The sequence below is a fragment of the Bradyrhizobium sp. MI1.10 genome (genome assembly GCF_055811035.1).
The window spans coordinates 127,285-150,221 of sequence record NZ_JBVVPN010000019.1 but is presented as its reverse complement, the minus strand read 5'-3'; the positions used below and the strand labels follow the sequence as shown (position 1 = coordinate 150,221).

The 22,937-nt window shown below is 57.6% G+C and carries 21 protein-coding genes and 2 pseudogenes; 9 read left to right on the top strand and 14 right to left on the bottom strand.

Annotated elements, in window-relative coordinates; genetic code table 11:
* Positions 1-211 precede the first annotated feature (211 nt).
* Both AC0L3K_RS21200 and AC0L3K_RS21195 read right to left on the bottom strand, forming a co-directional pair.
* Positions 212-1,426, bottom strand: a complete 1,215-nt coding sequence (locus tag AC0L3K_RS21200; protein ID WP_473366841.1) for a TlpA disulfide reductase family protein — start codon at positions 1,424-1,426, stop codon at positions 212-214.
* A gap of 222 nt (positions 1,427-1,648) precedes the next feature.
* Entirely contained in the window at positions 1,649-1,930 is a 282-nt protein-coding gene (locus tag AC0L3K_RS21195) for a hypothetical protein (RefSeq protein WP_259217528.1), read from the bottom strand.
* A gap of 233 nt (positions 1,931-2,163) precedes the next feature.
* Between AC0L3K_RS21195 and AC0L3K_RS21190 the strand changes: the two genes are divergently transcribed.
* Together AC0L3K_RS21190 and AC0L3K_RS21185 are read left to right on the top strand one after the other, a co-directional pair.
* Complete coding sequence (locus tag AC0L3K_RS21190; RefSeq protein WP_204513371.1) at positions 2,164-2,319, top strand: hypothetical protein; 156 nt, start codon at positions 2,164-2,166, stop codon at positions 2,317-2,319.
* 10 nt (positions 2,320-2,329) lie between these two features.
* Positions 2,330-2,494, top strand: coding sequence for a hypothetical protein (locus AC0L3K_RS21185; protein WP_473366840.1), 165 nt, complete (start codon positions 2,330-2,332; stop codon positions 2,492-2,494).
* Positions 2,495-2,870: 376 nt separating this feature from the next.
* Here the strand turns inward: AC0L3K_RS21185 and AC0L3K_RS21180 are convergent.
* Both AC0L3K_RS21180 and AC0L3K_RS21175 read right to left on the bottom strand, forming a co-directional pair.
* Positions 2,871-3,121: pseudogene (locus tag AC0L3K_RS21180) on the bottom strand (hypothetical protein).
* Positions 3,122-6,187: 3,066 nt separating this feature from the next.
* Positions 6,188-6,334 (bottom strand): annotated as a pseudogene (locus AC0L3K_RS21175) (tyrosine-type recombinase/integrase); the annotation flags it as partial.
* A gap of 490 nt (positions 6,335-6,824) precedes the next feature.
* Between AC0L3K_RS21175 and AC0L3K_RS21170 the strand changes: the two are divergent.
* Together AC0L3K_RS21170 and AC0L3K_RS21165 are read left to right on the top strand one after the other, a co-directional pair.
* Positions 6,825-6,977: a hypothetical protein gene (locus tag AC0L3K_RS21170; protein ID WP_473350279.1), complete on the top strand. Its 153-nt coding sequence runs from the start codon at positions 6,825-6,827 to the stop codon at positions 6,975-6,977.
* Entirely contained in the window at positions 6,964-7,755 is a 792-nt protein-coding gene (locus tag AC0L3K_RS21165; protein WP_473366839.1) for a YkgJ family cysteine cluster protein, read from the top strand. The genes AC0L3K_RS21170 and AC0L3K_RS21165 overlap by 14 nt, the downstream gene beginning before the upstream one ends.
* A 49-nt stretch (positions 7,756-7,804) precedes the next feature.
* On the opposite strand, the gene AC0L3K_RS21160 is transcribed toward AC0L3K_RS21165, so the two are convergent.
* From AC0L3K_RS21160 to AC0L3K_RS21135, 6 genes are all read right to left on the bottom strand, one after another.
* Positions 7,805-8,098, bottom strand: coding sequence for a hypothetical protein (locus AC0L3K_RS21160; RefSeq protein WP_473297123.1), 294 nt, complete (start codon positions 8,096-8,098; stop codon positions 7,805-7,807).
* Positions 8,099-8,553: 455 nt separating this feature from the next.
* Positions 8,554-8,979, bottom strand: coding sequence for a LysR family transcriptional regulator (locus tag AC0L3K_RS21155; protein WP_473366838.1), 426 nt, complete (start codon positions 8,977-8,979; stop codon positions 8,554-8,556).
* A gap of 280 nt (positions 8,980-9,259) precedes the next feature.
* Positions 9,260-10,606 (bottom strand): alpha/beta hydrolase, encoded by a 1,347-nt coding sequence (locus tag AC0L3K_RS21150; RefSeq protein WP_259217533.1) that lies wholly within the window; start codon positions 10,604-10,606, stop codon positions 9,260-9,262.
* 11 nt (positions 10,607-10,617) lie between these two features.
* Positions 10,618-11,772, bottom strand: a complete 1,155-nt coding sequence (locus AC0L3K_RS21145) for a S1 family peptidase (protein WP_231189437.1) — start codon at positions 11,770-11,772, stop codon at positions 10,618-10,620.
* 20 nt (positions 11,773-11,792) lie between these two features.
* Positions 11,793-12,368, bottom strand: a complete 576-nt coding sequence (locus tag AC0L3K_RS21140) for a M12 family metallopeptidase (protein WP_231189440.1) — start codon at positions 12,366-12,368, stop codon at positions 11,793-11,795.
* A 103-nt stretch (positions 12,369-12,471) separates the two neighbouring features.
* Positions 12,472-13,554, bottom strand: a complete 1,083-nt coding sequence (locus AC0L3K_RS21135; protein ID WP_204513360.1) for a hypothetical protein — start codon at positions 13,552-13,554, stop codon at positions 12,472-12,474.
* 95 nt (positions 13,555-13,649) lie between these two features.
* On the opposite strand from AC0L3K_RS21135, the gene AC0L3K_RS21130 reads away from it, so the two are divergent.
* The 3 genes from AC0L3K_RS21130 (at position 13,650) to AC0L3K_RS21120 (ending at position 16,629) form a co-directional block, all read left to right on the top strand.
* Positions 13,650-15,167 carry a carbon-nitrogen hydrolase family protein gene (locus tag AC0L3K_RS21130; protein ID WP_259217535.1) on the top strand — a complete coding sequence of 506 codons (1,518 nt, stop codon included), beginning with the start codon at positions 13,650-13,652 and terminating at the stop codon, positions 15,165-15,167.
* A gap of 75 nt (positions 15,168-15,242) precedes the next feature.
* Positions 15,243-16,196 carry a hypothetical protein gene (locus tag AC0L3K_RS21125; RefSeq protein ID WP_473366837.1) on the top strand — a complete coding sequence of 318 codons (954 nt, stop codon included), beginning with the start codon at positions 15,243-15,245 and terminating at the stop codon, positions 16,194-16,196.
* Positions 16,186-16,629: a hypothetical protein gene (locus tag AC0L3K_RS21120; RefSeq protein WP_085351816.1), complete on the top strand. Its 444-nt coding sequence runs from the start codon at positions 16,186-16,188 to the stop codon at positions 16,627-16,629. Before AC0L3K_RS21125 ends, AC0L3K_RS21120 begins: the two co-directional genes overlap by 11 nt.
* Before the next feature lie 284 nt (positions 16,630-16,913).
* Here AC0L3K_RS21120 and AC0L3K_RS21115 read toward each other — a convergent pair whose 3' ends face one another.
* A complete protein-coding gene (locus tag AC0L3K_RS21115) occupies positions 16,914-17,870 on the bottom strand; it encodes a response regulator transcription factor (RefSeq protein WP_473366836.1) in 957 nt (318 codons plus the stop codon).
* Positions 17,871-19,056: 1,186 nt separating this feature from the next.
* Between AC0L3K_RS21115 and AC0L3K_RS21110 the strand changes: the two genes are divergently transcribed.
* Positions 19,057-19,929, top strand: a complete 873-nt coding sequence (locus tag AC0L3K_RS21110) for a radical SAM/SPASM domain-containing protein (RefSeq protein ID WP_210350941.1) — start codon at positions 19,057-19,059, stop codon at positions 19,927-19,929.
* Positions 19,930-20,021: 92 nt separating this feature from the next.
* Positions 20,022-20,336, top strand: coding sequence for a quaternary ammonium compound efflux SMR transporter SugE (gene sugE / locus AC0L3K_RS21105; RefSeq protein ID WP_204513354.1), 315 nt, complete (start codon positions 20,022-20,024; stop codon positions 20,334-20,336).
* 657 nt (positions 20,337-20,993) lie between these two features.
* On the opposite strand, the gene AC0L3K_RS21100 is transcribed toward sugE, so the two are convergent.
* From AC0L3K_RS21100 to AC0L3K_RS21090, 3 genes are read right to left on the bottom strand one after another with little or no spacing between them, the layout of a single operon-like run.
* Positions 20,994-21,515: a thermonuclease family protein gene (locus tag AC0L3K_RS21100; RefSeq protein ID WP_473366835.1), complete on the bottom strand. Its 522-nt coding sequence runs from the start codon at positions 21,513-21,515 to the stop codon at positions 20,994-20,996.
* Positions 21,503-21,928: an SAM-dependent methyltransferase gene (locus AC0L3K_RS21095; protein WP_473366834.1), complete on the bottom strand. Its 426-nt coding sequence runs from the start codon at positions 21,926-21,928 to the stop codon at positions 21,503-21,505. Before AC0L3K_RS21095 ends, AC0L3K_RS21100 begins: the two co-directional genes overlap by 13 nt.
* 20 nt (positions 21,929-21,948) lie before the next feature.
* Positions 21,949-22,701 carry an energy-coupling factor ABC transporter permease gene (locus AC0L3K_RS21090; RefSeq protein WP_473366833.1) on the bottom strand — a complete coding sequence of 251 codons (753 nt, stop codon included), beginning with the start codon at positions 22,699-22,701 and terminating at the stop codon, positions 21,949-21,951.
* Positions 22,702-22,937 lie beyond the last annotated feature (236 nt).

The window sequence follows — 22,937 nt, the reverse complement described above, 5'->3', positions numbered from 1 at the left end:
CTTCAGCAGGCACTCTCGCCGCTATCGCGTCGGAGCGCGACCAAACTTGAGGAAACATTCGCCATAAAGAACTTATGGTGGTGCGGCCTCGCCTGCGTTCACCGGCTCGCGGCTCCTGTCCTCACTTCATGTGAATGCCCGGACATTCCCAAGAGGCTTCGATTTCGATCGCAAAACCACGAGGCCGAAAAGACATGCCAAGCAGCATTGCTCACGCTGCCTCCCTTGGCGATCTCGGTTCCGGTTTTTCGAGAGCCGTGTTTTGCGGGGCTGAACAGCACTCCTCGTAAGAGAGCTTCTCACTCCTGTAGCTCGCCAACGCCTGGAGAGAGCACTGCACGACGTCCCGTTTCGCTAGATCCGAGGCAGGCGCTGCATCCAGCCATCTCAGCGCCACCTCGACCAATTCGATCGCGCGGTCCCTCTTACCGGTCTCGTAATAGTACTGAGCGACCGCCCCGTACGACAGGAACTTCGCGCCGTCGCTGCCGCGGGGCGGATTCGCCGCCAGGATGTGTTCGGAGAGCTCCTTGCCCATGGCAAAGCGCTCCGCATGTGGAAAATCGGAGTAGTCTTTCGCGGGGTCGAACAGTTGGCGGATCGCGACGCTCATCCAAACCACGGACTTCTTCTCGATCGCGTCGCGAACTAATTGGCGCAGCACCGGCAGGCCAGCCCCCAGGTCGCGTATCTTGTGAAGCAACAATTCCGCTTGAAGCCCACGGAAGGTGACCTCGTCCGGCATCACGGCGAGGGCCTCCTCGATAGCTGAAAGGGCTGTCGGCCAATCCTTTGTCTTCATGGCGGGCTCAAGTCTGGCAAAGATTGGCTCCACCAGAGCTCTCTTCTGCGATAGTTCACGCTTTCTGCGTCGGCCCGTGTTTATCCTTTCCGCATCCAGCGCTTTGGCTTCGTCGCTCATTGCCCAGGATCCGTTCAGAACTTTGGGCAAGGCATGATCGAGCTGCGTCGGATGGCCAATAAAGGCGATGTGGCCGTCACGGTCAACGACGAATGACGTGGGAATCCCGACAGAAAAGCTTGGATCCAGCCAAAGCTTGTTCATTTCGCCGGCATAGTCGAATGCGATCGCGTAGTTCAGATTTGACAAGCTTTTTGTCAACCAGGCGTCCAAGCTGGCTCGCGCTTCATTTTCCGTCGAAGCTTGTTCGTGAGCAGCGATGCCCACCACCTCAACTCCGTTGTTGCTGTATTTGTCTTGCAGGACCACCAGATTTGGCATCGAGGCGATACATGGTCCGCACCACGTCGCCCAAAATACGAGGATATATACTTTCCCACGTTCGAACTTTCTAACGGGCTGGCCGCGTAGCCAGTTCTCCACTTTGATCGAGGGGGCCCGCGAACCGACGCTCAGCAGGTTCGCCGCACCGACTTGACTTGCGCTCTCAGTCAGACTGGTCATTGCTCAAATTCGCTTTACCTGGCTCTGCGGAGAAAATAGCAAGTCGCATGCCAGCCAGCGCTCATTGAAATTACGCATTTTTTGTATCATTCCTGTCGAGCTTGCGACGCATGTCGCATATCCGACCAGTTGCTTGGAGCTTCTCAGGCAATCGGTCGGTCGGAGGTTCTTGACGCGCCTGTTATCCGATGAGGCGGGAAGTCAGGCAGCGCAAGGTCGAGTTCACCACTCCACGTCCTGATCGGCTTCCAGGATGACCATTTCGGCGCTCGGGATCACGACGTGAACTGACCTGCTTTGGCCCGTCAACTTGCGCTTGAGTGCGATCTGACATTTCCAATGTAACTTTTTGAGCCAAGGGGGATTGAGGGATAGTTTCCTTCCTTTGCGGCCATTGCTCGAGAATTCACCCCGTCGCGTACTGGACGAGGAAAGCCCACCCGAAATGCAGAAGTTGAGCACCTGCTCATTCCGATCGATGGCCGCGTAAACAAAAGCAGCCATAGGCGGCCCGATCCAGGAAGCGCTCAAGAGCCGCCTGGGCGACGACGCTCTCGCGCATTCCCGGGCGGTCAGCAAAATGCTGTTCTGAAACTTGAACCGCTATCTTTCTGGTCCGCGGAGCTTCGCTTGGGCTCAGCTGCGCGTCCACCTCAGCGTCATTCCGACTTGAGCTCGGTTTTTTGCGGCGCCCGGCGCCAATCTGCATACTCCAGCTTGCTTCTCTCTGCGAAAGCATGATGGAGCTGCTGCCGTCGATCGCGCTGCGCTTTCTCAACCACTTTGCATTCGAAACGTTTCCGACGATCACGGGCAACACACTGCAGCCCGTCGATAAAGGCTGGGTCTTCGAACAGCCTTGGTACCAATGCGTGGAAAAACCCTGCACATAGGAGAACTATAGTGGACAGGCTAAAGCGCATAACTGAACTCGTCGCTGAAAAAACATCGATAGATAACGAGCTTAAAACGCTGAAGGAGCAGATCACTCAGGAGACTGCGGCACTCAAGAAACCCCGCGCGACGCGCAAGATGAAAGGGAGCGAGCTCCAACTGGTGAACCAATGAGTAAGGTCGACCTTGAAGGATCGGACAAAAGAGGACTGCCATGAGCGACCTTCTCTGGTGTCCCGAATGCCGTCACTCTCGCATTAGCGAAGAACACTCCTGGCTCTTCGTTCAGCGCTGCGAAAGATGCGGAACCGAGTTGGAGGACGATGCGCCGCCTCTCGAATCGATTTCAGAGAAGTCGATTTCGGCTACAATGTCGAAGAAGAAGAGGACGACGGAGAAGCCGAGCGGGACGAAGCTGAGGGCGACGAAGCCGACCCGCAGTAAGAGGAGGAGCCGCGCGAATGCGGCTCTATTTTTGGTGTCACTTGAGTTACGCCACGGATTTAGCGTCTAAGAATATGCAGCATGTCCAGGCGATCACCGGTCATGCTCATTCGTACCGGCGCGGCCCTGTTTCGGCGGCCTCGTTCGAAGCCACGCAACGTCGGGCCCATTCGATTTGTGCGTCGGTAGCGCGCTGATTACGAGCGTACATCTCGGCCACCGGTGCCGAATATTTCGGGACGTAGTATCTGACCTCGCTGCATGATACCGCAATGTGGGTCTGTAGTGACGCGAAGCGAAGGCTTCGGAGCCCAGGGGCAGCAGCAACGTAACAATGGCCCCCGCGCGTACAATCATTCCCCCGCCGCCTGTCTGCTTCCCACGGAGAGCAGGTCTGAGTCGCGCACACGACGCAAATTAAGAATCGCGCACTGGTCAAAGCGCCGGGAAACTGTTGCTCCAACGCTTCGGTGTTGCAGATAATGGCTGCAGATGCAGGTGTTTTGAAGCGGCCTGGACGCGGCTTCGTATCAATGTCGACGCGGGGACGCGCGATCGTTGCATTGAACGGTAGCTATCAGCGCCGAAGAACTCTCCTTCTCCGCGCGGCCTTCGGGATACGCCGACCAAACCTTCTCGCGTTAGCGGCTTGCAGGCGACGCCGAAGCGTCTGCAGTTGCCCGAATAGTGCGATGAGCTCCTCGACCCGTTCACGCAGAATAGCCGAATAGTTGTAAACCTGACCTCGATTACTCATTACTGCCTCGAACAATGACTATTGAAACAATATGCAGGCCGCAACGGGAAGAGTATGCAATCGGAGGTAGGACCATACAAGCTCCAAAAGACGGTAGCGTGAACTTGGAAGGCCCCAGACACCAGAGGGGTTGTCGCTGCGCGTTCCTTTCGCTTTGTGTTTCGGGTCAGCTCCGTTCGAAGGTTCAGTCGATTGACAAGGCTGCGGGGGCGATGCTGCAATACAAGAACGGGCACACACGCCGGCACCGGTGTGGCGGTTACTTCCCTACTGATGGGTCTGGTGCTCGCTCAAGAGGCGTGCGAGGCTTGCCCATCCCCGTGGTCCCGGAGGGAGCCTCGCCACCGGCTGTGGTGCTCCCAACCCGCTCAAACGTCGTGACGAATGCCGCGAACGCCGCGACTATCACGGCAATCGCGAACAACAGGATCACAGGGTCGGGATTCCGCTCAGTACTCATGAGCAACTCCACTCAGGCGGGCCGGCAGCTGAGCAGCGCCCCAAATAAGCCGCGCATCGCGGCGTATCAGCTTTCGGTCGAGAGCTTCGGGCCCAGCGCTCTCCAAATTATCACGTGCGCTTACAAACGGCGCAGTTTATTGCAGATTCAAAATATTTGTTGGTCAAACCGGGGCGTTGGTTCAGATGGGTTAGCGCCCCGAACAAGCGGGTGCTCCCGCGAAGCATCATGCCATGTTGGCTGAGTGTCCTGAGCGCCGTCGGGGTTGAGGAGCATGGGCAGGTTTGCTGTCGTAACCCGCAGCGCTGACGGCGCTGCTTCGACGGTTATTGAAGGATTACGTCAAGCTGCGAAATCCGCGCGCGACAATGCCGCATCAAGTGGCATTCGAAACTGATGTGAAGCCTGAAGCGAAAGCAGTTCCGTTTCGATGCTCTGACGGAACCCAATTGGATGCCCTCAAAGGGCAAATTTAGTTATGTCCGATAATCATGATGACTCCACCGCAGTAATAAAAAATAGGATTGGGGAAAACAGAAGCAGGGAGTTTTGCGATGGAAGCTATGCGCCGCTTTCGCGCGATGGCGTTGCTATGCCGACAAGCCGCCGCGCGTGATCCCGAGAGAAGCTGGAAGCTGCTCGCAGAGGCAGAGTACTGGGAGCATCTGGCGGCTACAGCTCTAGCCCACTAAACGCACGAATTAGCGATTGCTCAAATGTCCTGTTTTATCGTGGCTCCTTAATCCAAATTATATTCCGGGGCAGGTAATGACCAATATTCGCGAGGGCTACAGCGGTGCTGTTCTGCACGCACGCCTCCAAACGCTCATCGCCGAGCTTAGAGAGGTGGGGAAGCTTCGAAATAGGCTTCGAATCGTAGGGGCGAGAACAATCGGCAGAAGACGGCGGGCTGGAGCGGGCAGCAGAGCAAGAGCCGTTTGGAGACCATGTTAGATGAACCTGAGCATTGATCCGCATCAGCCTACGGCGTAAAGAATGAGAAATAGCCGGGCACGGGGAGGCCAATCTCTTCCCAAAATCCTGGCCACCTGTTCGCCTCGCCGGTGCAGCGGCAACCGGAGTTTGTGCACTCCATCCAGTCATAGATAGCCACGAGACGAGCTTGCCATTTGTACGCCGTCTTGGGCTGCAGCGTCACGGCTGTTGCCCCTACAAGTCGAGAGCAATCGTTTGGAAGACATCCTGCTACGGGAGACAGGATATTGGGTTGATACGTAAACTGTTCGTGCCCTTCTCTGATTTCGAATTCGACGATCCCCCTCGGCGGGCAAATATTGGGCGAAGGATCTGGATCGCCGCCTACTCGCAGAACTACTCGATTGGTCTTTGCGGTGCCCGCCCAAGGAATCTGTGTCCCATCATGGCTCATTTGCTCCACAGACACATTTTTCGGCTCGTGCCTTAAGAGGGTAATCCCGAAAAAACATCTTTGCCGTTCAAGCAATTTGGGCGCGTCCGCCGACCGGCGAGGTCGCTCGGCGAGAACCGGCCAGCAGCCAAGTGCGACTAGCGAGAGTAAGATTGCTATGGAAAACGGCTTAACGACAGCATGCCCTCGAAGCATTTTTTGATCCTTCTCGACAAATTGGATCGACAACAACTGAAGCTAGGAAAATCCACGGCCCAAAAGCCACACCTATCCTATAACGATGATCGTGCGACAACCAATGGGTGTTTCTATTGCAGAGCAGCATCTGTTGCAGCGCTTTGAGGTTTCATCAATGTCAGCCGCTCGGGGCCGTGGCGTCAACGCGCTCTGTGAACGCTGACAGCAAACGACCACTATGAGTGCGGCCATCATTGCTGTGACGCTGCCAGGGCAGCGGACAACGGCGGTCGCGTTGTCTTATTGTGCGAAAATTAGATGTGTGCGGGTCCAACCAGCCTCGCCCGAGGAAATATAACAATCGGTAGAAATTTGGAGAGGGGGCGCGACGAGATGTCTACGCTAGGATGTGCTTATGAGCGACGAACCGAAGTTTGACCTGCTGCCCAGACCGCCTTCGTTCGCCGACGAAAAGGTAATCATTGTACAGGCGACTACAGGGCGATACTGTTCGAGTGGTACAAGATCGTGGGCAGTTTGAACGTGGTCGTTGCCCACATACAACGCGAATCGCCCGCCTTCAGACCGATCCCTGACAAACAATTCAGTGTACTGGTGGGCCTGCTGAATCGGTGTGCTCGTCTTGCCGGTCGTCAGCACAATCGCGTCCTCGCCAACATGAGACCAGGACAAACGCAGCAAGTCGCCTAGGCGCAAGCCAGTATGCCCGGCCAGATCAACGGCGTGGCCGATTTCGGCAGAGCAGGCCTTCCTGATCCGCGCGACGACTCCCGGCAACTGGGGGCGCATTGTTCGCCTAACCGGCTGGCCTTACAATCAGGCGTTCCGGAAGGCGGTTTTTGAGTACGTCAGGAACCAAGAGTTCGCACAAAAGCCATCGCGCCTCGACTCGCTCTTTTTCTTGACGACGAATATGAGGCACGCTTTTACGCCACTTCGGATGGCCGACAGGCCACGATGCTGCCCTATGAGATTGAGCTGCTCGACGCCCAAGCCCCGAAGCACTTTGCTGACTGGCGAAGTCTCCAACCACAAACGCCTTTGGTCGACCTCAACCGGGTCCGTGACTATTGGTCGGGGCAAATGCTTCCTCCGCACCGGATTGACGACAACGCGACTGCAGCGTGCCGTGAAGTCATCGCTGTTACCCCGGCGCGGATCATTCGGCGTATTTAGCGCGTAGGACTTGCGCTCGCGCTTTGGTTGCGATCTGATGCCTGCTTTCTAGATATGGCATTTTGCGCCGGAGGATTTCATGTCAGTAGCGGCAGAAGCAATCATGCGGGTGATCCGTCGAGAGCTCGCAGACGTTCAAAACCACATCGAGAATAAGGAGACTGACGAAGCGCAAAGCGCGCTCGATGACGCCATTCGCAAGTTGAAGCGGATAGCGAATGAGCTGGGATGAGGGTATGGATCGAAATCAACGTCGCCTAGCGAAGAAGCAAGCGCCAAAAGCCGTCGCGGGCGGGATCGACCCATCCGCGCTCAACGAGTTTATTGTCGCGGAGTTGGCGCGACAGATTCATGGCCATCTCGGTCGCGCCAAGCAGAGCTTCAGCGTCGATGAAACGCTGGAGTATTTGTTCTCGAAGATCGATTTGACGGTGAAGGGTATGGCCGACATTCCTATCGCTTGCGGTCGCGGATGCTCCCACTGCTGCAACATTTGGGTGAGCGCCACAGCACCTGAAGTCCTTTTTCTTGCAAAGCGTCTATCGTCGCGGGCCGGCGCTCGCGTGCGGGAGGCGCATGAAATCACCAAGTCGTTCTCGCACGAGCAACGACCCTACAATCCTCACCCGTGTCCTCTCCTCGAAGCTGATAAGTGCTCCGTCTACCAGGACCGCCCCCTGTTTTGCAGGCTGGCTTCGTCTGCCGACGCAGAGATTTGTCGGCGCTCGTACACCAACCTCACCGACGAGAACATTCCCACCCCGATGATGTACATCGTCGGGCGCGATGCTTACTCAACTGCACTTTCTGTCGCATTGAAGGGAGCGGGCCTTTCGCACGTCTGCTACGAGCTCAACAGCGCACTCCAGCTCGCGCTAAATACGCCAGACGCGGAGAGAGCTTGGCTATCCGGGGAGGACATCTTTGCGGCAGCACTCACTCAAGAGGACGCCGTCCCCTTCGAAGAATCGCCCGGCCACGCCATGCTTTATGAGATGGTCTTCAAATAGCGGATGACGAAGAGAAACGCGCCTTGCACATGCGGCTCTGGCAAGAAATTTAAGCATTGTCACGGGCGTAAGGGGGCAGACGAGCGAAATGAAGTCCTCCGCCGCCGGCGCGAGGCAGAGATGCGGGGGCAGGCTCAACAAGGGCTCGGCAAAGCGGGATGCAGGCCGCGAGGAACGTAGCCTCGTGTTCCGGAAGTTCGTTGGCGAAATGGGCAGCCCATACCAGCTTGCAGATCGCGTCGAGATGGTCCGGCGATTCGCAGGGAGCAATGTCGGCATGCAGCTTCACCGCCGCCGCAGTCTGCAGCGTCGCGCCGGGCGCGGTCTCCTCCGCAACCGTCATTGCGGCACCGCCCGGCCAAAGGCGAGTTCCGCAACGGCTGCCGCAGTCGCTGGCGGCAAATGGAAGTCCGCCCTCAGGCGACGCGCCTGCAACGCTTGTAGGGCCTGCGCGGGGGTGCTATTTGTGTCGGTGCTGAAGTTGAATTTGCGATTGGGGGCTGCCTTTGCCGAGGCGGCCCTTCGCATTTCAGGAGGCGTGGCGCCTCCATTCCAGCTTCAGCGAAGCTACGCGTCTCGAACGGACTGAGGGCGCCATCGCTCACCCCGATCTGGAACATTCCGTCGTCGCGCTGGATGATCAGCGCTCGGTTTTTGCGAGCACTGCGTAAGGTATTGATGGGATTGGGGCGAATTGGCGCTGGTTTTGCAGCTAACACTTTGAATGTCCTTGAGAACATCGAGCTTCCCAAGCTGAGTACTGGCTTATGGCTGTCCATAAGGACTGCTACGCGCCAATTAGGCTAATCCAACAAGGCGGTCCTCGCCGGAGGGAGACCCGGCCCCGAGGAAATCGGGATAGCGGTTGGCCGCGATGATCTGGACGTCGAGCTTAGGGTAGAGCTTGCGAAATGCCGGCAGCATCGGCGCCATGTAGATCATCGCAAACGACAGCGAACTCGTGACGCGCAGCATGCGCTTGGGCGACAGCGCGCGGTCTCTGACGCCATCCTTCAGGAGCGGGCTGCAACGCTGCAACAGATCCTGCCCTGCCTCGGTCAGCCATTGCCGGCGCGTGTTGCGCTCGATCAGCCGCACCGCGAGCCGCTCCTCCAGTCCGCTCAGGTGTCGGCTCGCGGCCGCGTTCGACATCCGCCGAATGTCCGCAGCTCTTGGACAGGCTGCGAAGATCTCTAGCTGGAGCAGCCGATCCAGTTTTGGCACATATCGGAAAAGAGGCCTACGAGTTTGGTTGCCGCTTTCCGCAAGGCAAATTATTCGACACGCCGAACTCAGACGTGACTCGAGCCAATGACGCGCCAGTAACTGCCGCCGTTATTTGATGGGCGCACCAGACTCGAACCTGGGACCCGCTGACTGAGAAACCACATCCGCCGTACAATCAATCAGTTTTCGCCTCCGTGCGTTTTCATTTTCGCGTTGAACGCGCACACATCTGCCAGGTTTGTGGCCCACAACTCTGCAAACAGCGGAAGAGCGATTCTTAATATGGATACATCCAATAAGTCGTATTCGAATCGTCGGGCATCGATCGCAGGGTCGGCGTCCGCTGCGGGGGTTTAAGATGCGTCGAAGACGAGATGATCCGGCCTATGTCATCGAGAACCGCGCGGCTGGTTGAGTACGTACTGTGATTTAGAGCAAACATTTCGCTTCCCACAGCAGAAACATCGACCGTTTCGATACCGGGCACGAGAGTTGGCCCGCTCTTGGTTACGAACCCCATTCGCGACGCGGATTGCGCTTTCTCCATGGAGGCGAGCAACGCGAGATCCGTCGAGGACGCGTATAGCGTCACCGCGCCCGCCGCTGCCTTGATTTGGCTCGCGCGCTGAAGATAAATGTCGCGATCCACGTCCGGGGCCGCAAAAATCAATTCAGTAATCCCGAGCGCCGTCTGGCTCAGCGCGGCTTGCTGCAAGGCGCCCAAAACCACCTCGCTGCCCAGACTATGCGCAATCACGATAATCCGTGACACTTTGCCCGCCGTTTTAATGAGCTGGAGGAGATCGAACAAGCCATCCGGAGCGTACAAAGCACTCTCCCGATCGTAGTCATAGTCCTTCACTCCGCCCTTGGACGGCCAGGAGTACATCATGACACGGCCTTTGTAGTTCGCGTCGAAAGCAATTTGAGCCGCCTTGAAGGCTGCGTCCGAAAAGGCAACGTTGTAGCCGTGCACAAAGAGCATCAGGCTGTCGGCCGGATTTGCGATAGCGGAAGCAAACTCCTCACGAGAAAGACGATCGAGCTTCTGGATTCGGAAGTGCTTTCCATCGGCCTCCGCCTCCTTGCGCATCCCGAACCAGCTTGTCTTCGGCGTTTCGACTTCTCCCATCTTGTGAACGATGGGAATGCTAACCGTCACGCAGCCAAATGTGTTGGTGGCCGCACGACTATAGGAGATCTGGGTCAATTCCAGACCGGACCCACCGGTCACCACGCGATTGGTGGCGAAGTAGACGGGTACCAACCCCTTAATCACAGATCTATTGACCACCACCGCGGCTCCGGTGCTGCGTTTGTCGGGAGGCGCCTCCTCGCTCGCCTCACCGGTTGTCCGTCGCCACGGCCGATAGGCATGATAGTGCCGGACATGGTGGTAGTACCCGGGGCCATAGCGATAGCCGTATTTCTTGAACGCGCTCTCATGTTTCTGGGGCGCCTTCTGTATATGCCGGTTGGCCTGCTGCGAGGCCGGACCCTGGTGGGCGCAACCGGTCGCGAGCGCGCAAAACAAGACAATGAGCACTGTTCGAAGCTGCTGGAACGCGTGGCCGAGCCGATGCAACCGGTTCGAACCTCGAATTGGCAAGACGAGCATGACCATCGATCAGCTACCTACTTTGCAAGGGTTTGGGAAACGTTGACCGTAGCGCCCAGCCATCCGCGATACCTGTCGACAGCAGGTCCGCTGGTAAGCTTGTAGGTGAAGCGAACCTCCGCCCCGCCGCCGTTGATCGCGCAACCGATATTGCTGGCACCATTGGCGGTCTCAACGTGCCACGTGCACCCTGTGATGCGGTAGCCGGGCTCAGCAGGGAAAGTCTCGGCGTAGTCCGCCGAATGCTCCGCAAATACGACCGGGTGATCGTCCTTGGTTTTGTCCACCGTATACGCCCGCTCGATCAGCTTCGGGTCGACGAGCTGCGACACCGGGACGTTCACGATGAGGCGGCGGTCTTCGGGCAGAAGCGTATGGATCGCTCCGGAGAGGATTTCGGGGATCTTCACGCCGGCATTGGCTTGCGTCTGCACATGCGTGGAATTCAGTTTGGTCCAGTTCTCAAACGAGATCGTTGTCTCGACCCACTTGGTCCAGCAAACAGACGGCTGCGGAATGGCCGCGATCATGCTGTACAGGGGGCTTGCAGTAATCACGGTGGCGGGAATGATGAAGTTGACGCCAAAAACATCCGCCTCGTTCCACTTGACGATGCCGCCAACTGCGATCCCCAGCAGGGCGCCGAACTCGTTGAATGCGGGGCCGCCGCTGTTGCCGACGTTCATGACCGTGTTCGTTTGCCAGCGACCGTTCGGGCTAGTCTGGTTGCTTATCAGACCGCTCGATATGCTCAGATCCAGATCGAGCGGATAACCGAGCAGATAAAGCTGAGTCCCCATCGGGGCTTGCTGGTTGTCATCGATCACGGGCATCGGACAACGAGAGGCGCCTCCGCTGTTTCCGGCGGACTGCGACAGCTCGAGAAGAGCCAAGTCTCTGGCATCGTCGCGATGAACCGCAGTGACTTTGATCGGGTTCGCATTGCGCGACCCGAGACGGGCATTGACTTCGAAGCTCTTATAGTTCTCCTCGCGTCCGATCACATGGCTGTTGGTCAGCACGAGGCTGTCGCCGATGAGCAGCCCGGAGCCGCCGCCGACTTCCTGCTTGTCGTTGTACATCACGCCAACGAACTGGACGTGAACCGTCCTGACGTTGTAACGCGCAGCAATTTGCACTGCCGCACGATCCGCCTGCGCGGGAGCGCCCATGAATACCAAAGGGCCGAGTGTCAGGAGGGATAGAATGTCCTGACAGCGGCGATATCGAGAGGGCTGAGCTGTCCGTTTCCGTTCCATGCTGGATTACAATAGTTCATTATGGAATTGGGGTCGTACTTGGTGACTTTATAATCGCCGACCGAGCCAGAAGCTTTCTCGTTGCGGCACTGCTCCGGCGCATCGTCGCGGTTCTGTTCATGGGTGAAACCAAGAGCATGTCCGAACTCGTGGACTGCAACCGCACGAATGCAGAACTCGCGTCTATTTCGACAGCCCTTGCTCCAATGATCGAAACTGAAATTGAGAGTCATGCCCGATGGCTTGCGGTCGAGATACTTGCCGACGACGTCGGTGTGGGCACCCTCATCAGAGACTCGCACGTGCACACCCGGCGCGCCGTCGGTACAGGACGGCCAGGTCTTCGAAAACCGCACGCCACCTTGCGCCGCAGTCTCCCACGTTTCCGCAACCGCTTTTCGAACAAGATCGGCATACTTTTGATCCTTCGGCTGCAGGTTTTCCCAGCAGACCGGTATCTCTTTGATGTCCCATTTCGAGCCGCGAATGACCGTGCCGTACAATTCCATTTCGGAGACTCCCGAAGGAAGCGCAGGTTGAGCGTTCGCCCCCCAGCAGAACAAGAGGACGAGCAACAGAACGAGTCTGGGCGGCCACAGGCGAAACATTTTCCTACTGCGTCGGTGTAGGGGTCGGCGGGAACACAGGCACTGGCGCCACAATGAAACCATTTGTCCGAGGCCCAGCGCCCGTACGGCGCCCGGTGGACCCGGCTGCTCCCGGGAATTCCTGCGACTTTTCTCCTCCCGGCGAGGGTGCCGTGTAAATTGGATTGTCCTTTGATCCAAGCGGCGGCGTTTTGTCCGCATAGCCGGCGGACCCGGATTTGGCTCCGTTAGCAAGGACGGCATTCGGACCGTTGATGTAGATTCCGAGATTACTGAATTGCTGAGCGGAGGCCGACGCCTGGACTGCAGCAGGCGTCCAGCGCGACGAGGTGAGAGAGTATTTTGCCTCGACGCCGCCAGTAACCTGGACTGAAAACGTGTACGTCATTTGCGCCGGCTCCGCGCTCTCCGAAGGCATGGCCGGCGTGAGATTGTTGGCGGCTATGAGGATCGCGTTGTCCCGTAACCAAGCTGCGAGCGGCTTGGATGCATCGACAATGATGCGCTTGTAGGCGGCGCGGTCCGGATACTTATGCTCGGCGAGGCCCTCGAGTTCGATCAGGTCCGCAGGCGCTCCTCGATAGCAGCCACGCTCATACCTTGCTGGATCCGCCGGCGCCGGCGCCGTATCGGACGCTAGCTGGGCGTTCTGCTTCATCAGAAATGACCAGATCAGGTCATAGGTATCCTGGGCTGAAGCAGTGGGGCCCACATGGGTCACGTCATTACTGCTCACGCTCAGAATCCTTTTGTAGTCGAATGCTGTACCGGATCCGAGCCCGCCGGTATCGGTCACCTTCAACTCCAGAAAGAATGTGCCGTACAGGAAGGGGTCGATGTCGAAATGAGCGTACCTATCGAACGCCTCTTCAGGCCGCCTCTTGTAGATCTTCAGGTATTCCTTTCGCCTCTCGCGTTCGAGCTGGTAGAAAGTCACGACCTCACACCTGATCGACTTGAGAAAGTACGGCAGCTCACCCACCGTGATCACACCTGTCTGCGGGTCATGAATATGATACAGGCTGGTGCACCCGCCCACGGCAAGGCAGATGCCAATGCCAGCCGCGGCTCGGCTGAATATCCCCATATGAACGCCCCCGTCCGCGTGCCTGAGCACCCGCGGATCTCCCGTGCACATTGAAAAACAGTCCGCATGGGTTCGTCAATAGCATCGTGACAACAATGCAGCTTTTCGTTGTCCCCACTCGGTTTTGCGCAGATTTTCACTGCGGTCGTACACTTCTGCGAAAGCGAGTCACTTGTGGCGGCTCGGCACCGGCCGACAAGTGTGAGCAACTGGTCGGGCCGATTGCAAAATCGTCGGCGCACGCCTATCGATGGAATATATTGGTGGTGGTGATTGGGACGAAAATTTTGCCTGGGCGCGTGGACAGCCGAGCCGAAACGTCAGTTTTTGATGCGTGGAAGAAGGAGGCGCGGGAGCTTGCCGCGCGGCAGGAGCTAGTCACGAAGGCCAGTCGGGATGATCTCAGGAAAGCTCTGATCGAGCTCGATACGCTGTTTCGGAATGCTCCGGGAAGCGTGCACAAGGCCTACCGAAATCTTACAGAAAAGCGAATCGAGGACGCACGAGAGAGCTTCACCGGCGCAATAGGAGATGGCCATCTCTCTTGGTCGCTGTCCGATGAGACGCCTGAACTCGCGGCCGTAAGAATGGGCGGCCTGATACGGGAACTCGATCGTGCGCTTGCTGATCGGCGGTCTCATTGGCCGATCGCGCCGAGTGAGTGGCACGTCGAGCAGCTTAGATGTTGGTTCATTCCGCGGCAGGGCGTGAGCGCATTGCGTCCGGCTCGAAGGCTGCAGGCCTACTCAAAACGAGGCCTGCTCTTTCATCGGATCTTGCCCTCAGTGATACAGGGCTATCCTGTCCAGGTCGTGGATACTCGCACATTGCATAGTACCGCACCGGATGTGAGCGAATGGAAGATGGGCGCTTGCCTGTTCAAGCCACTGGAGCTCGAGCCAGAGTTCTGTTCAACAGAGGGCGATAAGCGCTTCATCATCTCGGGCATTGAGGTGCCGTTAGCTGAGGACACGATTTCTCAGCAGATCAGTCAGGCTCTGAAGGAGAACTGCATCGCGATTGTGTGGCCCGAGTTAACCGTCTCGCCGGAATTGCGCGAGAAGATCCTCAAGCTCGTTCGAGATCGCGACATTACGGACGAGCTGGAAGCTCCCGAAATTCTGATTCCAGGGACCTGGCACGAGACAACCGACCGTGGGATCGTCAACCGAGCCCGGATCTACAACGGCTATGGAGAGGAGCGCCTGATCTACGACAAGATCGCCCCGTACGCGGACGATGGTTGGGGAACGGAAAACATCGCTGCGGGTGACCGCGTATGTGTCCTGGCAACCGAAGGCGCTTTGATTGGGATCGCCATTTGCCTGGATTTCTGTGACGTCTGCGAGACACCCTTCAGCGAACTCGATGTGGACGTGATGCTTGTCCCATCGATGGGAAACGACCGCACGATGCACGGCCACCAGATCACTGCGGCTCAGGTTGAGGTGCGGTTCGGCACCCGTAGCTTCGTGGTGCAGCATCCGACCCAAACAGCGCTCAAAGATCACAGAATAGGTAGCATCCTACCGCTTCTGAAGGAACCCAGCGCGGTTTCTCTCGAGGAACTCGGTCAAAAAAGCGTTTGGGCTGCCTACAAATGGGGCCCTTGACACCTAGATTCGGGGACTAAAATCAGAGTAAATCGTTGTAAAACGTTCTTAATGGTTGTGGTGTAGGGCTAGCCCATGTCGGACGTAGCATTGGAAAAGATAGAGACGGGCGAAGCGACGGCGAGCGAGGCACGGCGTGTCATTTCGGACCTCCTCAAAGAGGGCTCCGAAAGAAGCTTGGAGCGCCTCTATGCAACACTCGGGGCGTGGGTTTGGAACGCCCTTGAAAGCCGTCGGCGTGACCCTGAGCTGCGGGAATGGTTCGATATCTTGCGTCGGATGAGCGCAACACTCGGACCAAGGAATGCTGCCTATGCGGAGCGCTTCAGAGCATTCTACGACCTTCTGCAGATGTCGATCAATACCTCGAAGCTCGCGCGTCCAGACGAGGTCATGCATCGTCAGCACGTCGTCGCAATACTTGCGTTACTCCGCGACACACCGTCGAGCCAGATGGAAAAGGCAGCGATCGCAAAGAGGTTGTCTCTGAGAGATGCAAATCTCAGCCGTATCCTCCGCCTCATGACGAATGCGCGTTTCGTGGAGCGAACAACACAGGGCAAATTCGCTCATTTCGCGCTGACGCGTGACGGCTTGCTTGCGTTAGAAAAGCGCGAAGCGAAGGAGCGTGGCGGGTCAACCCATCTCGTTCGAGACAAATTTCCGGTAGCCGCCCACCCGCTCCACCTAGCAGCAGATGCAGACACGGTTGTTCGCACCTTTATTGATTTGGCAATGCAGGGCTCATCGCACGCCACAGCTGGGACGCTGAACGCGAGCGCTGTCGGCGTCCGGCGAGCGATGGAGGACTATCTGCTCCATTTCCATGGGCCGGCACCCGCCGCGCCCGGATATATGAAGGCGAGGACGAAAAGCTCCTATCAAGCTCTTACCGTCGCTGTCGTACAGGCAAAAAAGGCCGAAGCGCACGGCTCCTACACGATAGAACCCATGACGAGTGCCAAAGCCGTCTCATTCCCCGTGGGGATCCTGCATCTGCAGGGAGAGGACACCGAACATGTCGAATGAAGATCTTAGTGCTTCGAAGCCGGATGAGGTGCAAAGCGATCCCGACGCTGTCATGTTGTATGGAAGCGCCCTGGTCGACCGGCTTACATATATCTCGGCGACATTCAGCTCGCTGGTCATGAGTATGGGCAGAGCTGCGCGTGACAATCGCGATGTCCTAGTCCCGCTCGTCGAGGTGAAGTTCGAGGGGCCGACCGGCCAGGACGACACTGTATCCAACACCTTTTTTTCGGGGCTAGTGCCGCTCGAAAATATAGCTTTCGTTCTCGAGGATATGTCTAGCGATCTCACGACTGTTTGCCATCACTTAAGCGCGGTGGGTGCCGGCCCGGTGAAACCTGACTTCAAGCGACTGGGCGAGACGAAGAGGCTTTTAAGCGAAGCCAAGGATAACCTCGAAAAGTGTCTGGCCGATTTGGAAAGAATCGGCTGACGCTCGCGAAAGCGAGGGCTCGAGGTGGTCGGCTGCCAGCCAGGCACCAGGCAAAACCACCTACTTCTTCGAATGGCAACGAGAGTGGTGGCACGTCGGCGACCTAGACTTTATACAAGAGGACGCCGCTTTCCTGATCATACCTGAGGAGTCTCATGGTGCGGCTCGGATCTTCTTTGATGACGCCGAGAGGGAATATATCGGACCCAACTACAAGTGCCCGTTCATCGATCCGTATTGGGATCTTCAAAAATTGAAAACTACGCTCAAGGCGCCATAGCAAACTATAAGGAGAACACTTCTTCAACGTCCAAGAGCCTGTAAATCCCCGTTCGCCCTTGGGGAACCAAGTCGATCGTGTTGTTCAACTTGGCGCGAAGCCTTGGCACGAAGACGTCCAGTCGAACGTGCTTATCACCTTTCTCTCTACGCAGCACCTCGATGTTGAAGACTTCGCTATCGATAGCATGACCCTGCACCGCACAGAGATGGCGCAGGAAAATGTGTTCGGTTATCGAAAGCCGCTTGGAGATCCCCAAACGATCGGTAATCTGACGATCACCAATCGTGAACATCCAATTCCCGATCCGAAACCTCCGGCCGGAATGCGATTGCTTGGAACGCCTCTCGGTATGCGTTCTTCGCCAGACCGACATTGCCCGGGGTGCGATTGCCATGAAGCCGTAGGATTTTTCGACGTAATCATCTGCTCCATACTCGATGAGAGGTGGCGCCTCCTCGTCAATCGGCAGATTAGAACATACGATGATGCCAGCATTCGTATTGTTGATTACAGCTTTCACGAAAGCTTTGCCCGTTTCCTTGTCGGTCGGCTTTCCCCAGTATTCCGAGATATCAAGGTCAAGGAAATACAAGTCGATATCATCTTTCTCGAGATATTGGCGAGCGCTTGCTACGTCGTTGACCCACTCTATCTTGCAATCAAGCTGCCCAATTTTCGTCAGGGGATTTTTTAACGCCGTTCTAATGCGATCTGCATCAGCCTTATCGTCATCGACGATTAGGATGCGGGGGGCACGCATCACATCGGCCGGACCGGAAGGACTCTTGTCTGCGAGATCGGTAGGCTTTTTGGTCGAAGCCATCACTCGGTCAGCCGCCCCTGCATCAGCATCGACAACAGAAAGCACGGCATGATCGCGATCTCCGGCTTGTGCCCAGCGTGAAGCAAAACCGTGGAGAGCGTGATTACCGTCAAGAAGGCGATCAACATCTTCCAAGATGGCTCGTCCGCAGTCATAGCGACCTCCACAATTAGGACACATAGCCCCCATACCCTACATAACGCACAATTTCCTACCTGAGATTGGTAAACGAAACACTAAGCTGCCAGGGCATCGAGGACATGACCAAGCGGCAAGCGTGCGGCTATCGAAGTCGCTTGAGGACGTCGTTGTACGCGACACCGAGCGAGAAGCGCATCAAGGTCGGCAGGACGCTCGGAGTCGAAGCGAAATTGCGCGTGCCACTCGAGTTTTGTCCGATGAACACCGCAATGGGGTTGTCGGTGAACTGCCCCCCGTGAAAGACGATGAGCGAACCGCGCCCGAGCCAACCGTGAAACTGCCCATCGCGATATCGTAGATATAGGTGAAGTCGCCCGTGCCCTACTAGCGCCGCCGACTTGCCAGCGGTTTAGAAAAAGTCGGAAGCCAGTAGGGCGGAACATTCGTACGCAAGGCCAGCGCGGCCCCACTCCTGTTCTGGACCATCATCGAGAAGACGCCTCGCAAGTCCGGCCGTAGCGCTGGCGCCCCGATATTTATCCAGCCGCCTCCCGAGCATGGGAGAGCATGACGACGCCGCTCCCTTGTATAGCGTTTCCAACTATTGACATTCACGACTTGCTGCATGAAGTCGTGTAAAGAATTCGCACTCTTGACTGCGGCAAAGTGCACTCCCAGTCGGCACTTCGCGCGGCCGGTCCCGATGCACGTCGATGATGATGACATGGCCCTCGGGGCGGCGGCAACGGCCTCACATTTCATAGGAAGGCTGCCATTCAACTCATTTCGAGAGAGCTTGAATCGTACATAGCGTCATATTGTACGCTTTCGATCGCAGTTGCGCCTCCGTTGTGCCATTGCGAAGACAGTTATCGCGGATGTGTCGGCTTATGGACAATACCGCCAATGGCATGAGTGATGCTTGTTGGAACAAGCGAGAGGTTAGATCGACGTCGTCGATGCATGTGCACTCGGCAGCCACCGGATCCTGGTGGACTGGGGGCGCTAGGGTGAGTGAGCCATCGGCGCTGTCTTCATCTATCGCGGCCGCGGCTTGCGACGGGCGACGAACCGAGGATGATGCATGAGCGAACCGACATGAGGGATGCAACGCGAGGGTGCCCCCTCAAGATCTCTTTGTTCCCAATGGCGGAGCGCGGACGTGGATAATATACAATCGATGACTGCACAGGAGCTGCGCTCTGCAATTAGTGGCGGCAGGGTCTTGGAGGTAACCACGACAACGGGCTGTGTCGTCGGATGTTCTTATTGCCCGCAGGACAAGTTCGCCGAACGGCAAAGAGCTATATCCGACGTGAAGCATCTTTCTTTGCAGGATTTCAAGCGATGCCTGGCGCGCGTACCAGCAACTGTGGACATCAGCTTTTCCGGGTATTCGGAGCCTTGGCTCAATCCGGCTTGCACCGAAATGGTTGAGCATGCCTACGCGTGTGGCCATGGAATCCGGATTTTCACAACCCTCGTAGGAATGAATGGGCGGGATCTAAGACGCTTGCGTGCGTTGCAGTTCCGCGGTTTCCTGGTGCACGTTTTTGACGACGGCACGCATATGGACAGTGGTCTCGTCAGACGCAACTATGTCGATTTGATGCGCCAACTTGTTGATGCCGGCATTTCGTCACTGCTCTTCATAGTCATGGGCGAGGTGCATCCTGAACTACTCGACATAATACCTGACGAAGCGCTCGTTCGCTCGCGTCCCCCGCGCAGCAGGCCTGGGAGCGGCGAGCTTAGGATGGTTGAAGCACGACAGCCAATCCTTGGAGCGTTGAGATGTCCAGACGAACGGCAATATCGGAATGTTCTTCTGCCAAACGGCGACGTTACCTTCTGCTGCATGGATTTTGAGCGACGCCACGTTCTGGGCAACCTTCTCCGCGACAGACACAAGGATCTCTTCGAAGGAGCGGCTTTTTGCAGGATTACCAGTCGCATGAACGGCGCGGACGGTTTTCTACTTTGTCGATCGTGTGAATTCGCCGAGCCACTGAGGTCGGAATGCTCATCCTTGAGAGCAGTTGACCCTGACTGATCGAAACGAATCGGGAGCCCAGGCGAGGACGGCCTTGCCGCTCATCATCACATCAGCCGCGGGGACGACCCCGCCATGAACGGAGGGTTGCCATGGCCTGGAGCATTTTGTTGGTCGCGGGTCTCCTGGAAGTCGCCTGGGCAATCGGACTCAAATACACTCAGGGCTTTACCAAGCTTGTTCCGTCCGTGCTCACGCTCGCGGCCATGGCCGGCAGCGTGATCCTGCTCGGCCTTGCTCTGAAGACGCTGCCCATTGGAACTGCCTATGCGGTCTGGACCGGCATCGGTGCGGTCGGCACCGCGGCGCTCGGCATCATCCTGTTCGGGGAGCCGGCCGCCGCGTTTCGCTTTGCCAGCATCGGACTGATCGTGGCCGGCATTGTCGGGCTGAAGCTCGTGTCCTGACGAAAACATCGAAGCATTGACCAACAGCAGGTCAGCGCCGCAACGATCGCAGAGACTGGCCGCCGTGTTTGTCGACCTGGGCGCGTTCCAGCGCACCGCCGAGGGGCGCGGCGCCGAGAAGGGAGCAGTGATGATGGCCGAAGAAAGTCGCCGTGAACCGGATGCCGATGCAGGCCCTCTGGGCCGAGACCTGTTGACCGCGAGCCTCAGTGTCGCAACGCGAACGCCCATGGTGAGGACGATACGCCCGTCGACAATCGGCGTGCCCACGGCCATGGCGTCTGGCACGATGTAACACCCGGAGCGGCACGAACAATTCGCCTCCGAACTCGCGAATACGAATAGAACAGTAATGGATCCCAGGTATGCCGCTGATGCTCCGGGGCGCCGGCCAAGAAAGGTCGCTTGCCCGAGTCATGCGATGTCTGCCCTACGGAGCTGCAGGGAGAAGATGCATCACAGAACGATATGATCGGCAGAGCGTCTTCGTTTGCTCCGAACTGCTTCCGACCATCCCGCCCAAGAGTACGGGACCATCCTACTCGTTGAGCATGGTTGGGCGGCAGTGGTGAGCTTGACTCACTCCCGATCGAGCCAGCTCGCCCGTGACTGTCACCTCACGCGGAGCAACCGCGTATTCTGGTGTAGGGGTAGCCATCAAGGATGTGCGTTCGCGTCGTCAGAACAGCTGGCTGGTCGACCACCCAACCGAATGCACGCTCGATATAACCAAGGTACGGCAAAGCTGCCCGCCCATAAGCCCAGCCCGGCACGATCGGCCGCGCGTTGCGCAGCATAGTATCGTCCCCTGGAGTATTGCTTCCAATCGAGCACGAGACCGTTGCGCACCAACCATTCTCCAATATCGGTGCCACCAGCTGAACAGGTCGCTATCGTCCGTCCACACTCATCCTCCAGGACTGGAACGCAACTGACTTCGCGATCTTCAACGAAGCTTTCAAGATCGCGCGCGGCCCTGAGGCCACATTGATAGAGATTGCCGTTGATATCTCGGCACATTTGGGTCTCATCCGGCGCGTCAATGCCCCAGAGTCGAACGCGTGTTCTGTTGATTTCAAGGGTGTCGGTGCTGATGACCTTTGCCGGCCCCGTCAGCCCGCCGGCCAGGACGATGCTGAACAGTGCGAGCATGGTCAACACCATGATCAATCCTGGCATGGCGATTTTCTTTGTCGGACCGCGACCATTCCCGACGAGCGCAGCAGAGCGCTGCCAAGTGGCCAAAGGCGCTCGATCGCAGCAGTGCTAATGTTCCGTAGGTAAGCTCGCTCGACAGATGATTGCTCCTGAATCAGCAGCGCACCCCTCCCCTCACCTCCAACCTCGCCCGCGATGCTGTGCGACCCGGCTGCTGCGCTGAGCGAATCGGGCCCGTGCTCCACGTCATTGCGGCAGTCCGCCTCGGCTGCATCGCGCACCGGCAGGACGAACTCCGTCGTGCGCGTCCGCTGATTAGCGACGAAGCAGGCGCAGACGGCCGGCCGCAAGTCGGCGTGATAAGATTTCCCGGTGACCTTGTCCGAAATGAGCATAAGCTCGGCCGCCTTTCTGGCACCGATAGCAGCAAGCACGCGCCGTCCGCGGTCGCTGCTCACGGCAACTGTAAGGGAAAGCGTATGCATCGCTTGAGCAAAACGGGCGCTCCGACGACCATCGTTGTTATCAACGGAAACATGCCTTCTACAGGCGGTTGGCGACAACTCCGCCCGCAGTCACGCCGCCCAACTTGTTTCGCGAGCGCCAGCACAGCCATCTCAACCTCTAGCTGGACCAGGGCCACAAGTGCGTAGGAAACCCCGAACCATGCGATGTTATAGAGATTGGCGGTGCCGAAGCCCGCGCGGTAGAGGGCCCAAAACGTGACGCAGACAACGATACCAGACTGATACGCCGTCGAGAGGGCAAGCGCCTTGCTGTACTGCAGATCGCGATGCGCGGTGTTGGACGGGATGAGCCGACTGGCGAGCGCCTCCATTGCAAACAACGGCACCAGAAGCGTCGTGGCGTTCATACCAAATTGCGGCAGGTCGGCCGGAACAAAGAGTATATTTTCCAGCAACTGGCCGAGCGCAAGACCAAACGCAGCCGCCGCCGCGCCGAACAACAGAAACAGCATCGAGCCGGGAACGAAGCGCACCTCGGAGACGCCAACCGCAACGTGCGGCAGGATCTCGAAGAACATGAACACAAGCGTCGCGGCGATGGCTTGCAGGGCAAATGACAGAGCGCCCCGCTCGCGCATAGTCTCGACCAGAAGCTTGGCGGCGACGCAGCACGTCGCAAGGCCTATGGCGTAGCTCAACACAAGCTTGGCGCCTGTTACTATTCCCGGTTCGATATGCATGGTCCAGGTCCCTCTTGCCTTTTTACTCGGGCCTTGTGTGGTAGACCGCTCGAAACCGCATTTCAGTTTCCGCACCTGGGTCGACCGCTAACGTCCTGCTTCCGCCATGTCGGACCTGGTGTGCACTCAGCCTCCGCTCGGTCTGCGAGATTTCGATAGCAACAGCTATGCCACCCCGCCACCGCCCTTAAGCCTCTGATTGCGCGTCGAAACGTTCCGCCCCCGCAAGGCTCGCC

Excerpts from the sequence above, each read along its gene's own strand:
- AC0L3K_RS21200 (WP_473366841.1), bottom strand. The coding sequence starts at position 1,426 with ATGACCAGTCTGACTGAGAGCGCAAGTCAAGTCGGTGCGGCGAACCTG.
- AC0L3K_RS21195 (WP_259217528.1), bottom strand. The coding sequence starts at position 1,930 with ATGGCTGCTTTTGTTTACGCGGCCATCGATCGGAATGAGCAGGTGCTC.
- AC0L3K_RS21190 (WP_204513371.1), top strand. The coding sequence starts at position 2,164 with ATGATGGAGCTGCTGCCGTCGATCGCGCTGCGCTTTCTCAACCACTTT.
- AC0L3K_RS21170 (WP_473350279.1), top strand. The coding sequence starts at position 6,825 with ATGTCAGTAGCGGCAGAAGCAATCATGCGGGTGATCCGTCGAGAGCTC.
- AC0L3K_RS21165 (WP_473366839.1), top strand. The coding sequence starts at position 6,964 with ATGAGCTGGGATGAGGGTATGGATCGAAATCAACGTCGCCTAGCGAAG.
- AC0L3K_RS21160 (WP_473297123.1), bottom strand. The coding sequence starts at position 8,098 with ATGACGGTTGCGGAGGAGACCGCGCCCGGCGCGACGCTGCAGACTGCG.
- AC0L3K_RS21150 (WP_259217533.1), bottom strand. The coding sequence starts at position 10,606 with ATGGTCATGCTCGTCTTGCCAATTCGAGGTTCGAACCGGTTGCATCGG.
- AC0L3K_RS21145 (WP_231189437.1), bottom strand. The coding sequence starts at position 11,772 with ATGGGCGCTCCCGCGCAGGCGGATCGTGCGGCAGTGCAAATTGCTGCG.
- AC0L3K_RS21140 (WP_231189440.1), bottom strand. The coding sequence starts at position 12,368 with ATGGAATTGTACGGCACGGTCATTCGCGGCTCGAAATGGGACATCAAA.
- AC0L3K_RS21135 (WP_204513360.1), bottom strand. The coding sequence starts at position 13,554 with ATGGGGATATTCAGCCGAGCCGCGGCTGGCATTGGCATCTGCCTTGCC.
- AC0L3K_RS21130 (WP_259217535.1), top strand. The coding sequence starts at position 13,650 with ATGCAGCTTTTCGTTGTCCCCACTCGGTTTTGCGCAGATTTTCACTGC.
- AC0L3K_RS21125 (WP_473366837.1), top strand. The coding sequence starts at position 15,243 with ATGTCGGACGTAGCATTGGAAAAGATAGAGACGGGCGAAGCGACGGCG.
- AC0L3K_RS21120 (WP_085351816.1), top strand. The coding sequence starts at position 16,186 with ATGTCGAATGAAGATCTTAGTGCTTCGAAGCCGGATGAGGTGCAAAGC.
- AC0L3K_RS21110 (WP_210350941.1), top strand. The coding sequence starts at position 19,057 with ATGACTGCACAGGAGCTGCGCTCTGCAATTAGTGGCGGCAGGGTCTTG.
- sugE (WP_204513354.1), top strand. The coding sequence starts at position 20,022 with ATGGCCTGGAGCATTTTGTTGGTCGCGGGTCTCCTGGAAGTCGCCTGG.
- AC0L3K_RS21100 (WP_473366835.1), bottom strand. The coding sequence starts at position 21,515 with ATGCCAGGATTGATCATGGTGTTGACCATGCTCGCACTGTTCAGCATC.
- AC0L3K_RS21090 (WP_473366833.1), bottom strand. The coding sequence starts at position 22,701 with ATGCATATCGAACCGGGAATAGTAACAGGCGCCAAGCTTGTGTTGAGC.